The organism is Paraburkholderia sp. GW821-FHT02A12, assembly GCF_059422005.1.
In genome coordinates this window covers 1,486,480-1,500,000 of the sequence record NZ_JBWKWA010000002.1, presented here as the reverse complement: position 1 = coordinate 1,500,000, position 13,521 = coordinate 1,486,480, and the positions used below count along the sequence as shown (strand labels likewise).

The 13,521-nt window shown below is 66.4% G+C and carries 11 protein-coding genes; 2 read left to right on the top strand and 9 right to left on the bottom strand.

Annotated elements, in window-relative coordinates; translation table 11 throughout:
- Positions 1–18 precede the first annotated feature (18 nt).
- From AC07WT_RS28160 to AC07WT_RS28120, 9 genes are all read right to left on the bottom strand, one after another.
- Complete coding sequence (locus AC07WT_RS28160; RefSeq protein WP_494949460.1) at positions 19–1,389, bottom strand: FAD/NAD(P)-dependent oxidoreductase; 1,371 nt, start codon at positions 1,387–1,389, stop codon at positions 19–21.
- A complete protein-coding gene (locus AC07WT_RS28155; protein ID WP_494949459.1) occupies positions 1,374–1,688 on the bottom strand; it encodes a (2Fe-2S)-binding protein in 315 nt (104 codons plus the stop codon). The genes AC07WT_RS28160 and AC07WT_RS28155 overlap by 16 nt, the downstream gene beginning before the upstream one ends.
- Positions 1,685–3,532 carry an ABC transporter ATP-binding protein gene (locus tag AC07WT_RS28150; RefSeq protein WP_494949458.1) on the bottom strand — a complete coding sequence of 616 codons (1,848 nt, stop codon included), beginning with the start codon at positions 3,530–3,532 and terminating at the stop codon, positions 1,685–1,687. Before AC07WT_RS28150 ends, AC07WT_RS28155 begins: the two co-directional genes overlap by 4 nt.
- A complete protein-coding gene (locus AC07WT_RS28145; RefSeq protein ID WP_492592319.1) occupies positions 3,532–4,491 on the bottom strand; it encodes an ABC transporter permease in 960 nt (319 codons plus the stop codon). Before AC07WT_RS28145 ends, AC07WT_RS28150 begins: the two co-directional genes overlap by 1 nt.
- Positions 4,488–5,441 carry an ABC transporter permease gene (locus AC07WT_RS28140; RefSeq protein ID WP_494949457.1) on the bottom strand — a complete coding sequence of 318 codons (954 nt, stop codon included), beginning with the start codon at positions 5,439–5,441 and terminating at the stop codon, positions 4,488–4,490. The genes AC07WT_RS28145 and AC07WT_RS28140 overlap by 4 nt, the downstream gene beginning before the upstream one ends.
- 225 nt (positions 5,442–5,666) lie before the next feature.
- Positions 5,667–7,283: an ABC transporter substrate-binding protein gene (locus AC07WT_RS28135; RefSeq protein ID WP_494949456.1), complete on the bottom strand. Its 1,617-nt coding sequence runs from the start codon at positions 7,281–7,283 to the stop codon at positions 5,667–5,669.
- A gap of 70 nt (positions 7,284–7,353) precedes the next feature.
- Positions 7,354–8,628 carry an NAD(P)/FAD-dependent oxidoreductase gene (locus AC07WT_RS28130; protein WP_494949455.1) on the bottom strand — a complete coding sequence of 425 codons (1,275 nt, stop codon included), beginning with the start codon at positions 8,626–8,628 and terminating at the stop codon, positions 7,354–7,356.
- A 126-nt stretch (positions 8,629–8,754) separates the two neighbouring features.
- Entirely contained in the window at positions 8,755–9,423 is a 669-nt protein-coding gene (locus tag AC07WT_RS28125; RefSeq protein ID WP_492592323.1) for a haloacid dehalogenase type II, read from the bottom strand.
- 392 nt (positions 9,424–9,815) lie between these two features.
- A complete protein-coding gene (locus AC07WT_RS28120; RefSeq protein ID WP_494949454.1) occupies positions 9,816–11,345 on the bottom strand; it encodes an aldehyde dehydrogenase family protein in 1,530 nt (509 codons plus the stop codon).
- 279 nt (positions 11,346–11,624) lie between these two features.
- On the opposite strand from AC07WT_RS28120, the gene AC07WT_RS28115 reads away from it, so the two are divergent.
- Both AC07WT_RS28115 and AC07WT_RS28110 read left to right on the top strand, forming a co-directional pair.
- A complete protein-coding gene (locus tag AC07WT_RS28115; RefSeq protein ID WP_494949453.1) occupies positions 11,625–12,536 on the top strand; it encodes a GNAT family N-acetyltransferase in 912 nt (303 codons plus the stop codon).
- A 6-nt stretch (positions 12,537–12,542) separates the two neighbouring features.
- On the top strand, positions 12,543–13,469 hold the full coding sequence (locus AC07WT_RS28110; protein WP_494949452.1) for a 2-hydroxyacid dehydrogenase: 927 nt from the start codon (positions 12,543–12,545) through the stop codon (positions 13,467–13,469).
- Positions 13,470–13,521 lie beyond the last annotated feature (52 nt).

Genomic DNA, 13,521 nt, shown 5'->3' with positions numbered 1-13,521 from the left:
TCGTCGTGTTCATGGCGCTCATTCGCCCGCCTCCTCGACCAGCGCCACGGGCAGCGGCTTGACAGGCGCTTGCCCGCGCAGCCGTCCGACCGAGGACAACGGCACCGACGCCGCCGCCGCGATCACCTCAGCGCCGGCGTGGCCGCAATAGCGTCCCTGGCAGCGGCCCATGCCGACGCGCGAAAACGCCTTCGCGCGGTTGGCCTCCTGCGCGCCGGTTTCGCGCACGACGCGCCGCAATTCGCCCGCGGTAATCGCCTCGCAACGGCAGATGATCGTTTCGTCCGGAAGCGACGCGGCGAATTTCGCCGGCCACGGAAAGGCTTCCCGCAAACCCGCGGCGAAGCGCGTGAAGCGGGCCAGTTCGGCGCGCAAACGCTCGACGCCCTCGACCCGCATGCCGTGATCGTGCATCGCCGCGAGCGCCGCGAGGCGGCCCGAGCGTTCGGCGGCGTCCGCGCCGCGAACCCGTGCGCCATCGCCCGCCAGGTAGATGCCCGTCAGGCTGCTGCGGCCGTCCGCGTCGATTTGCGGCAGCCATTGCTGGGTACGCTCATCGAACAGAAACCGGCAACCCGCGAGGTCCGCCAGCTGCGTTTCGGGACGCAGGTGATAACCGAGCGCGACCGCCTCGCACGCGACCTCGAAACGCTCGCCGCCGGGCAACGCGACTTCGACGCCGCTCACGCCCTGTTGCGGCGAACCCTTGATTTCGACCGGCCGCACGCCGCGATAAACCGGCACGCGCGCCTGCGCCAGTACGCGCGTCAACGCAATGCCCTTTCTGAGCGCGGAGGGAATCGCCAGCAGCCGGGGCAGCGCGGCAACACGCTGCATGAACGTCGACGTATCGAGCACCGCGGCCACCTGCGCGCCAGCCTTCACGTATTGCGCGGCGACGAGATACAGCAGCGGGCCGCTGCCCATCATCACGGTGCGCGCGCCGATCGCGCAGCCCTGCGATTTCAGCGCGACCTGCGCGCCGCCCAGGCTGTAAGCGCCGGCCAGATGCCAGCCCTTGACCGGCATCAGCCGGTCCGTCGCGCCGCTGCAAACTATCAGCGCATCGAACGCCAGCGTCCGGTACTGCGTACCGCTCACCAGATGCACCGTGTTCGGTGTGATATTCCAGACCAGCGTCTCCGGCAGATAGTCGAGCTTGCCCTTGAGCGCATCGAAGCTCTGATGCAGCGCCGCGGCGCGCGCCGCCTCGGTGCCGTAGAGCGTCTCGTAGCTGCGCGAAAAACCTTCCGGTTGCCGCCGGTAGATCTGCCCGCCGTCGCGCTGCCCTTCGTCGATAACGGTGGGCCGCAGGCCCGCTTCGACCAGTGCCTGGGCGGCGCGCACACCCGCCGGGCCGGTCCCGATGACGACTACCCGCGGGGCCATACGCCCTCCCCGGCCTCGGCCAGCTTCGTGACGATCGACATGCCCGGCGCGGCCGGCGTACTGCAGGCACGAACCCGCTCGCCTTGCGCGGTCCAGACCCAGCAGTCCTGGCAGGCGCCCATCAGGCAGAAACCGGCGCGGCGGCCGTCGCCGAATTCCGAATCGCGCAACGCCGTCACGCCGGTCAGCAGCGCGACCATCAGCGTGTCGCCCTCGGCGGCCTGCTGCACGACGCCGTCCACCGTGATCGGGAAGGTCTTGCGGCCGGTCTCCGCGACCCGCACAAATCGTCCGCTCATGCCAGGGTCGCCTCTACGCTCTGCAAACGGTTCAATTCAGCCGCCGGATAGTGACAAAGAATCTCCGCGCCCGAAGGCAGCCTCTTCAGCGACGGCGGCGTCATATTGCACATCCCGTCGATGCGCACCGGACAGCGCGCGCGGAACGCGCACAACTCCGGGATGTCGGCGCCCGGCCCGAGCGGCGGCAAGGCGGCAGCGCCGATCTCGCGGCGCGCGTCGAGCCAGCCTGGCTTCAGCGCGGGCACGGAATCGACCAGCAGCTCCGTGTACGGGTGGTACGGCGGCGCCGCGAGCACGTCGCGCTGCCCGGCTTCCACGCGATGCCCCGCGTACAGCACGATCACTTCGTCGCAGATCGCGCGCACAGTCGAGATATCGTGGCTGATGAACATGTACGACACGCCGAGTTCGCGCCGCAATTCGCCCAGCAGGTCGAGGATCGCCGCGCCGACGACCGTATCGAGCGCGGAGGTGACTTCGTCGCACAGGATCAACGCGGGATCGGCGGCGAGCGCGCGCGCCAGGTTCACGCGCTGCTTCTGACCGCCGGACAGTCCGGCAGGCGTGCGCGTGGCGACCGACGCCGGCAGCTTGACCAGATCGAGCAGCTCCAGCATGCGTTTGTTCGCGGCGGAACCACTCAGACGGTGATAAAAGGCGAGCGGCCGGCCGAGGATATCGGCGATCGAATGACTTGGGTTCAGCGCGGTGTCGGCGTTCTGGAACACGATCTGGATCTGCCGGTATTGCTCCGGCGTGCGCTGCGACAGTTGCGCCGGCAACGGCTTGCCGTTGAACAGCACCTCGCCGCGCGCACGGTCGACCAGACCTGCCACCACCCGCGCCAGCGTCGTCTTGCCCGAGCCGGATTCGCCGATCACGCCGAGCGTGCTGCCGCGCGGGATCGACAGGCTGACGTCGTCGAGCACCCGCACCGCGGGCACGCCTTTGCTGTCGAGCCGTCCATAACCCGCCGCGAGGCCGCGAATTTCCAGCAGCGGCGGCAGCACGCGGCCGGTCTTGTCGGCGAGCGTGTCGAATTCCATTTCCGGGCGGCGCGTCGCGGCGAGCAGCTGGCGCGTGTACGCATCCACGGGTGCGTCGAGCACTTGCGCGACCGCGCCGTTTTCCTTCACCGCGCCGCCGTTCAACACGACGATCCGGTCCGCCATTTGCGCGACCACCGCAAGGTCGTGCGACACATACACGGCGGTCGTGCCGAGTTCGCGAACCACTTTCTTGAACGCCGCGAGCACTTCGATCTGCGTGGTGACGTCGAGCGCGGTGGTCGGCTCGTCGAACACGACGACGGCCGGATCGGTAATCAGCGCCATCGCGGCCATCAGCCGCTGCAACTGGCCGCCCGACACCTGGTGCGGATAGCGGGCGCCGATCGTCTCCGGCGCGGGCAGCGCGAGCGCGCGGAACAGGCCGACCGCCTTGGCGCGCGCCGCCTCTTTCGTCATCAGCCGATGCAGCAAGGCCGGCTCGGTGACCTGGTCCATGATCGTGCGCGCCGGATTGAAGCCGGCCGACGCGCTCTGCGCGACATACGCGACGGTCCGCGCCCGCAACGCGCGACGGCCGTTCGCGTCGAGCGACAGCACGTCCACATCGCCGACCCGCACCGAGCCGCCGCTGATCGAGCAGCCGGCGCGCGCATAACCGAGCAGCGACAGCGCGATGGTCGTCTTGCCCGAGCCGGACTCGCCGATCAGCGCGAGCACTTCGCCCTTCTTCACCGAAAAATCGACACCCTTGACGATCTCGGTCACCGGACCCGGCGCCGCACCCGCGACGACCCGCAGGCCCTTCACTTCAATCATGTCGTGAGCCGCCATCACGCACCTCCTTGACCACGGCCACGGCGCCGCAGGTTGTCGATCAGCAGATTCATGCCGATGGTCAGCGTCGCGATCGCGACGGCCGGCATCAGTACGGCAGGCGCACCCTCGGACAAGCCGCCGATGTTCTCGCGCACGAGCGAACCCCAGTCCGCGTTCGGCGGTTGCACACCGAGGCCGAGGAAACTCAGTCCGCTGAGCAGCAGGACGATGAACACGAAGCGCAGGCCGAAATCGGCGAGCATCGGATGGATCATGTTCGGCAGCACTTCGACGCGCGCGATGTAGAAAATGCCCTCGCCGCGCGCTCGCGCCACCTGCACGTATTCGAGGCCCATCAGGTTCACCGCGAGCGAGCGCGAAATCCGGAAGGCGCCTGGAATATAGGCGAGCGCGGCGACGGTCGTCAGCATCGGGATCGACGAACCGAACGCGGCGACCACGACCAGCGCGAGGACCTTGCTCGGAATCGAAATGAGCGCGTCGAACAGGCGGCTCAGGATCTCGTCGACCCAGCGTGTGGACACGGCCGCCAGCAGACCGAAAAACGTGCCGATCACGCTGGCGAGAACGGCCGCCGCCAGCGCGAGGCCGACCGTGTAGCGCGCGCCATAGAGAATCCGGCTCAGCATGTCGCGGCCGAGATAGTCGGTGCCGAGCGGATAAGCCGCGCTGTAGGAGCCGAAAATTTCCGTCGAGGTCAGCGCGCCGCCCTTGTAAGGCGCGACCAGCGGCCCGATGAACGCGACGATCAGCCAGAAGGCGACCAGCGTGAGGCCGATCAGGCCCAGCACGGAGAAGCGGTGAACCAGCCGTTGCAACGCGCCTTGTTTCGGCGCTGCCGGCGCGGCTGCCGACGCTGCTGCCGGCGGCTCGACGACGAGCTCGTCGCGGCTCACGTCGTACAGTTCCGTGCCGGCGTGAGGAACGTGGGGGTGGGTGGGTCGGCTCATCATTGACGCAGCCTCGGGTTGGATACGATTTGACACAGGTCCGCGATCAGCACGAGCGCGAGATACGCCGCGCAGAACACCATCACGCATCCCTGCACGAGCGGCATGTCGCGGTTCGTGACGGCGTCGACCATCAGGCTCGCGAGACCGGGATAGTTGAAGATCGACTCGACGATCACCACGCCGCCGAACAGATACGACAGGCTCAACGCCACCGCATTGGCGATCGGGCCGATGGTGTTCGGCAGCACATGCCGCAGCACCACGCGCACCGGCGAGGCGCCCTTGAGCACGGCCATTTCGACATACGACGAATTGAGCTGATCGAGCACCGCGGCGCGCGTCATGCGCGCCATCTGCGCGACGATCACGCAGCACAGCGTCATCACGGGCATCGCGTAGATCCGCAGCAGCGCGCCGAACGAGTGCACTTCCGACAGATACGAGAGCGCGGGCAGCCAGCGCAGCTTGACGGCGAAGATCAGCACGGCGATCGTCGCGATCAGGAACTCCGGCACGGCGACCGTCGACAGCGTCAGCACATTGAGCACGCGGTCGAGCAGCGAGCCGCGGAACATCGCCGACGAGATACCGATCAGCAACGCGACCGGCACCGAGACCAGCGCCGTCAGACCGGCCAGCACCAGCGAGTTGGGCAGGCGTGTGGCGATCAACTGGCTGACCGGCAGGTTGTTCGACATCGAAGTGCCGAAGTTGCCGCTGACAATATGCACGAGCCACTCGAAGTAGCGCTGCAACGCCGGCTGGTCGAGTCCGAACTGATGCCGCAAGGCCGCCACGGCTTCGGGCGTCGCCGCCTGGCCGAGCGCCTGTTGGGCGGCGTCGCCGGGAAGCAGGCCGGTGATGGCGAACACGACGGCTGAGACCAGCAGCAGCGTAAGCAGCGCGAGGCCGAGGCGCGCGGCGATGAGTCGTTGCGCGTGTGCTTTCATCGAGAGTCGCCTCCTATGTCGACCAGAGTTAGCGCTTCAGCTGTCGACTGGAGTTCGCGCTTTAGCGCGTTACTCCGGTCCCATGCAAAGCACTTACTCTGGTCCCATGCAAGATAGTTGCGGTTAAAACCGCACGCCGGCAAAAGCGGCGTGCGTGTTGCCGGGTTTGACTTTCCAGTTCGTCAGACTGGAAACCCTTCCTTCATGCAGCTCAGGCGTCAAAGCTCAGGCGTCGAGCCAGACGTTTTCCGCGAACATGAAACCCATCAGACCCGCGAGCGGGATCGAGCCGAGGCCCTTGAGCTTCGCCGTGTACGCATCGAGCGAGCTCTGGAACAGCGGAATGCCGACGCCGCCGCTTTCATGCACCAGCACCTGCATGTCGCCGTAGATCTTCTTGCGCTTGGCGTCGTCCGGTTCGCCGCGGGCCGCGACCAGCATCTGATCGAACTTCGGGCTCTTCCAGTTCGCTTCGTTCCACGGCGCGTCGGACTTGAAGAACTGGGTGAAGATCACGTCGGCGCTCGGACGCGCGTTGATATTGCCGAAACCCAGCGGATGCTTCATCCAGTGGTTCGACCAGTAGCCGTCGGACGGCACGCGCGACACCTGCAGATTCAGACCGGCCTGCGGCGCCACCTGCTGCAGGAACATCGCCATTTCAACCGATCCTTCCGCCGCCGGCGACGCGAAGATCTGGATCGGCGTGCTGCCGATCTTGGCCTTCTGGAAATGGAACTTCGCCTTGTCCGGATCGAAAGTGCGCTGCGGCAAACCGGCCAGGTAGTACTTGTTGGTCGGATCGATCGGCTGGTCGTTGCCGATCGCGCCGTAGCCCTGGAAGATCGCGCGGCGCATCTGCTCGCGATCCTGCAGGTACATCATGCCTCGACGAAAATCGTCGTTGCCGGTCATGCCGCCTTCGTCGCGGACAATCAGGTCGGTGTACTCGCCCGTCTTGGTCTCCAGCACGGCGAAACCGCCGGCGCCCTTGATCTGCGCGGTCGAACGCGGGCTCACCGCGTTGATCAGCTGCACGTCGCCCGAGAGCAATGCGTTCACGCGTGCGGATTCGTCGCCGATGCCGATCAATTCGACTTCGTCGAGGTGCGGCAGGCCCGGCTTCCAGTACTTCTCGTTCTTCACGCCGACCGTGCGCACGCCCGGCGAGAATTCCTTGACCTTGAACGGGCCGGTGCCGACCGCCGTCTTGAAGTCCTTGGTGCCGTCCTTGATGATGAGGAAATGCGAGGTGGCGAGAATCACCGGCAGATCGGCGTTCGGACCTTCGAGCGTGATCGTCACTTCGTTCGGGCCGGTCGCCTTCACTTCCTTGATCTGGTCGGCCAGCGTCTTCGCTTTCGAGGCGGTCGCCGGATCCTTGTGCCGCATGATCGAATACACCACGTCGGCGGGCGTGAGCGACTTGCCGTCGTGGAACTGCACGCCGGTGCGCAGCTTGGCGACCCACACCGTCGCGTCGCTGGTTTCCAGCGATTGCGCGAGCGCCATCTTGGCGCCGAGATGCGAATCGAGTTCGGTCAGACCGTTGTAGAACATGTTGCAACGGACGTAGTCGGTGCCGAGCGCGCCCTTCGCGGGATCGACCGTATCGGCTGCGGACGCGGACTGCGTCGCCACCCGGATCTTGCCGCCCTGCTTCGGCTTGGCCTGCGCAAACGCGGCGCCGCTCGCGGTGAGCAGGCCGGCGCCTGTCATCGACATCATGCCGGCGGCGGCCATTGCACGCAGCACGTCGCGCCGCGAGGCGCCTTTGGCCGTCAACTGCTCCAACCCGGTGTCGAGTTGGACAGCGCCATGTTGCGAGTTTTCCTTATTCATCGAACGATTCTCCGCGAGGGTTGGCAGGGATGCTTGCGTGGTGTTGACTTACAGATAAAACAACGAGGACTCAGTAAAAAATGTCTTTGATGCGGTAATACGTCCCCACGAGCGGCAGGAACCAGGGTTTGCCGGTGTGGCCGGGAATGGCCGGCCACTCGGACGCGCGCCACGGATTGCGCTCCTCGTGGCCGTCCATCACGTCGGCCATTACCTGGCCCATGTGCGTCGACATCTGCGTGCCGTGGCCGCTATAACCGATCGAGAAATAGATACCGTCGTGCTGCCCGGCATGCGGCAGCCGGTCGGCGGTCATGTCCACCAGACCGCCCCAGCAATAGTCGATGCGGGCGTTCGCCAGCATCGGGAACATCCCGGCGAGGCCTTGCTGCAGAATCCGCCCGCTCTTCGCGTCGGACGGCCGCTCGGACGCCGTGAAACGCGCCCGGCCGCCGAACAGCAGGCGTGCATCGGGCGTCACGCGGAAGTAGTTGTGCATCAGCCGCGTGGTGGTGTACGCGCGCCGGTTCGGGAACACCTGCGCCAGCAGTTCCGGCGGCAGCGGTTCCGTCACGACGATGAACGAACCGACCGGTGCGAGACGCCGCCGGTACCAGCCGAACGGACCATGCCGCGACGGTCCGGTGGCGATCAGCACCTGCTTCGCGCGCACTTCGCCGCGCGCCGAGGTGACGCGGTAGCCGCCACCGTCCTTCACGATCGCGGAGACCGCGGCGTTCTCGTAGAGCTTCGCGCCGCGGCGCACGGCGGCATCGGCGAGACCGACCGTGAACTTGCCCATGTGCATCTGCCCGCCATGCCGCTGCAGCAATCCGCCATGGAAGCTGTCCGACTGGATTTCGCTGCGAATCCGCTCACGGCCGATCAGTTCGATATCCGTATCGACTTCGCGCCGGATCAGCTCCGCGGTCTTCTCCAGATGCGCCAAGTGGTGCGGCTTCGACGCCAGTTTCAGCTTGCCGGTGGCCGCATAATTGCAATCGATGTTTTCTTCGCGAATCAGACGCTCGACGGTGTCGACCGCATCCGCATACGCCCGATAACAGGCGCTCGCCCGCTCCACGCCGAGTTGCGCGACCAGCGCGACGAAGTCCTGCGCGACGCCGGTATTGACCTGCCCGCCGTTACGCCCGGACGCGCCGCCGCCGATGCGCCCGGCGTCGAGCACCGTCACCGAGGCGCCGCGCCGCCCGAGCGCCTGAGCCGCCGACAGCCCGGTGAAGCCGCCGCCGATCACGACCACATCGGCCTGGCTGTCGACCGGACCTTCACACGCCGAGAGCAGCGGCGGCGCGGTATCGAGCCAATAGGAGTCGAGCTTCATCCGGTCTGTCCTTGGGTTGGGCAATGAGCGAGGCGGTGAATGGGCAAACGGCTTGTGCAAACGGCTTCCGGGCAATGCGTGCAAACCGCGCGCAAACCGCGTGCGAACAACGCGCACAAACCGCGCTTACAGGCCGAGTTCCGACGCGAGATGCGGAATGTCGTTGACCTCGTAATACTGGTAGTACGGGGTCGACGGCTCGTGGCCGCGTTTGACGAAGGCCTTGTGCCTGATACCCAGATCGTGCGCGGTCATCAGGTCGTAGCGCAGGCTCGACGACACGTGCAGCACGTCTTCCGGATTGCAGTTCAACTGGTCGAACATGTATTCGAAGCCTTGCATGCGCGGCTTGTACGACTGCGCCTGCTCGGCCGTGAAGACCGCGTGAAACGGCGCGCCGAGCTTGTCGACGTTGCTCTGGATCTGGTTGTTCGACGCGTTCGACAGGATCACCAGCTTGTACTTCTTCGCCAGCCGCGACAGGCCTTCCGGCACGTCCGGATGCGGACCCCAGGTCGGCACCGTCGTGTAGATCTTCTCGGCTTCCACTTCATCGAACTCGACATTCATGCGCTTGCAGGCACGGCGCAACGCGTTGACCACTACGTCGCGATACGGCTTCCATGCGCCGAGCACTTCGTCGCGGCGATAGCCCGCATAGAACGCGACGAGCTTCTCGAGGTCTTCGCCCTGCAGCACGTTGCCGAACATTTCGCGGGTCATGTCGGCCATGCGGAATTTCGTGAGCGTGCCGTAGCAATCGAAGGTGATGTATTTCGGTTCGAATTCGATCATGGTGTCAGTCCTTATCGTTGGGATGAACTCGCGGCGAGTTCAGTGGCGAAAACGGCAACTATCTTGCATGGGATCGGAGTAAGTGCCAAAGCACCAACTCCGATCGACAGCGTTGCATGGGACCGCAGTAAGCGCCAAAGCGCCAACTCCGATCGACAGCGTTGCATGGGACCGCAGTAAGCGCTAAAGCGCTAACTGCGGTCGACAGGGAAAGCTCATTCCTGTAAAAGATTTAATCAGCGCAAAAACATAGATGTTCCTGATTCGGGCGCCGCCGGTGACACAAAACGTTCGTTTTGAGGCCGTCGCACAGCAGAGTCTGCGGCGACCGGGCGGAAAGCCCCGCCGATACTGGCCCGCTGGTCTGCTCGGGACCGCGCTCAGGGCAGGCTTCAGGGCCGCAGATCGATCAGCACGCTCTTGAACCGCAGATTCGCCTCATAAGCCTGGCGGCCGAGATCCTTGCCGATGCCCGAGCGCTTGTAACCGCCCGTGGGGATCATGAAGTCGGAGGTGCGGCCGTAGCGGTTGACCCACACCGTGCCGGCTTCGAGGCCGCGCACGAAGCGCAGCGCGCGGCCAAGGTCGGCTGTATGCACGCCCGCAGCGAGCCCGTACTCGGGATGCTGGGCGAGCGCGAGCGCTTCTTCTTCAGTGTCGAAGGTTTGCAGCGTCAGCACCGGGCCGAACACTTCCTCGCGCACGGCCTCGGAGTGGGCCGTGACGTCCGTGAGCAGCGTCGGCGTATAGAACGCGCCAGCAAACGCACCCGCCGCACCCGCCGCACCAGCGCCGCCGTCGGCCCGCACGCCGCCAAAGCGCAGCGTCGCGCCCGCTTCCAGGGTGCGCCCGACAATGCCTTCGATGCGCGCCGCCTGCGGCGCGGAAATGATCGGCGAGAGCGTGGTGCCGGTGGACCACGTCGCGCCAGGCTTCAGTTCGGCGAAGATCTTGCCGATGCGCTCGGCCAGCGGTTCCGCGAGGCTTCGCTCGACCAGCAGCCGCGAGCCCGCCACGCAGACCTGTCCGGCGTTGCCGGTGATCGCGCCGGCGATGCGGCGCGCCACGTCGTCGAGCCGCGGGGCGTCGGCGAACACGATCTGCGGACTCTTGCCGCCCAGCTCGAGCGTGACCGGCTTCGTGCCGCTGCCGGCGCAGGCCGCCATGATCGCGGCGCCCGTGCGCGTGGAGCCGGTGAAGGTGACCTTGCTGACCTTCGGATGGCGCACCAGCTCGTCGCCGGTGACTCGTCCGTCGCCCTGCACCACGTTGAAGATGCCGGCCGGCACGCCTGCCTTCACCGCCAGTTCGGCGAGCCGCAGAGCCGAAAACGGCGTCATCTCGGACGGCTTGAGCACGACGGCGTTGCCCGCCGCCAGCGCGGGCGCGATCTTCCATGACGCCATCACGAGCGGAAAATTCCACGGTGCGATCGCGCCGATCACGCCGTACGGTTCGGCGATCGTCATGCCGAGGTGATCGTGATCGGTCGCGGCCACGTCGCCGCCCAGCTTGTCGGCGAACTCCGCGTAGAAGCGGATGCCTTCGGCGGTGAACGGCACGTCCCAGCCGATCGCCTGAGCGATCGGGCGGGTCGAGCCGAGCGCTTCCAGACGGCCCAGGGTCATCGCATCGGCTTCGACCAGATCGGCGAAACGGCGCAGGATCTTCGCGCGTTCGCGCGGCGCCATCCGCGCCCAGCCGCTGCTCCTGAACGCCTGCCACGCATTCTCCACCGCGCGATCCACCATCGCCGCGCCGGCGAGCGGCACGGAGGCGTAGATCACGCCGTCCGAGGGGCGCGCCACCTCGATACGGCGCTCGCCGCTGCGCCCGCCTGCGTCGACACCTTCGTCGACATACTGGCCGCCGATGAAGTGCCCGCTGCGAACCGCGACGTCGTCCGGATTGAAACTGTCCATGAGAAAGGTTTCCTGAGTGGCTTGCTGATGGCCTCGGGCAGTGCGCCTGAACGGCGCCGCCGGCATGACGAAATCGTAGGGCCACGCGCGCGGCATATGTCGCCGACAAAAATCCCCGTTCAGCAGATCACGCTTGTTCTGGACGCCCGGACCAGGCGTTTTGCGTCGAACTTCGCCGCGGGGCTTGCGAACGGCCGTGATAAAAAGATCGTCCTAGTCACGCTGCGCGCCGGATGACAAAGTGACGGCGTAAGTCTTCAGCCATTCAGGGAGTACGGCGTGTCCGAACCGATTACCTACAGACGCTTCACCAACGACGATATCGCCGCCGCTCACGCGCTGACGGTCGAGTTGAAATGGCCGCATCGCGCGGACGACTGGAGATTCGTCGCGCAGCTCGGCATCGGTTTCGCCGCGGAAGACTCGAACGGCGTAATCGGCACGGCGCTGTGCTGGAAGTTCGGCGCGGACCGGGCCTCGCTCGGCATGGTGATCGTGTCGCCCGCGCAGCAAGGGCGCGGCATCGGCAAAAAGCTGATGGAGCGGGTGCTGGAGGAACTCGGCGGCCGGGTCACGTTCCTGCACGCGACCGCCGCGGGTCAGCCGCTGTATGAGAAGCTGGGCTTTCGCGCAGTCGGCACGCTCGATCAGCATCAGGGCGCGGCGTTCCAGCCGCCCCTCGTTTCTCTGCCGCCGGGCGAGCGTCTGCGCCCGCTCGGTTCGAGCGACACGGCGCGGCTCGTGGAACTGGCGTCGCAGGCGAGCGGCCTCGACCGCGGCGAAGTGTTGCCCGCGCTGTTGAGCTGCGCCGACGGCATCGCGCTCGACCGCGACGGCGAACTGGTCGGCTTCGCCCTGTTTCGCCGCTTCGGGCGGGGGTTTGCGATCGGACCAGTGGTCGCGCCCGGGTCGGCGGACTCGAGCCGCGCCAAGGCGCTGATCAGCCACTGGCTCGCGCTCAACGAAGGCGTATTCGTGCGGATCGATACGCCGGGCGAGAGCGGTCTGACTGAATGGCTGGAACAGCTGGGGCTGCCGCGCGTGGATACGGTCGTGAAAATGGTCCGCCATGCGGCGCCGGACGGCGCGGCTAATTCGACCGGTGCAGCCAACGCAGCCAACGCCACCCACGCAGCCGGCGAGGACGCGCCTTATCTGCAGTTCGGCATCATCAATCAGGCGCTCTGCTGATTCACCATGGCCTTCCTCTATAAAGCCGACCCGGCGCGCGGCGCGCAATGGGCCAGGCTGTTCGCGCAAAAAGCACCCGATTTGCCGTTCCACATCTGGCCGGATCTCGGCGACCCGGCCGCGATCCGCTACCTCGCCGCCTGGCAGCCGCCCGCAGACCCCACGCGCATCTTCCCGAATCTCGAAGTCGTGTTTTCGGTCGGGGCCGGCATCGATCAGTTCGATCTGTCGGGCGTGCCGGCTCATGTGCCGGTCGTGCGGATGATCGAACCGGGGATTGTCGAAGGCATGGTGGAATACGTCACGCAGGCCGTGCTGACGATTCATCGCGATCTGTTCGACTACGGTCTTCAGCAACAGCAGCAGGTCTGGCGGGAACAGCCGGTGAAGCCGGCCGGCGAGCGCCGGATCGGCGTGCTGGGATTGGGTGTGCTCGGCACCGCGGTGCTGGAACGGCTGCGCCTGTTCGGCTTCGCCTGCTCTGGATGGAGCCGCTCGGCGCGCGAGATCGAAGGGGTCGATTGCCATGCAGGCGAAGACGCGCTCGCTGGGTTTCTCGCCCGTACCGATATTCTGATCTGCCTGCTGCCGCTGACGCCCGCCACCCGCGGCCTGCTCGACGCAAAGCTGTTCGCGAAGCTGCCGCGCGGCGCGTCGCTGATCCAGACCGGACGCGGTCCGCATCTGAATCAGCAGGATCTGCTGGCGGCGCTGGACAGCGGCCACTTGCACAACGCGGTTCTCGACGTGACCGACCCCGAGCCCTTGCCCGCCGGCCATCCGCTGTGGACCCATCCGCGCGTGCGGATCACGCCGCATATCGCCAGCGCCACGCGCCCCGAAACGGCCGTCGACGTGGTGCTGGAGAATCTGCGCCGGCATCGCGCCGGTCTGCCGATGATCGGTCAGATCGACCGGACTCAAGGATATTGAAGGGATATTGAAGGGATATTGAGGAGACTTCGAGCGCGGCATGGCCGGGCCG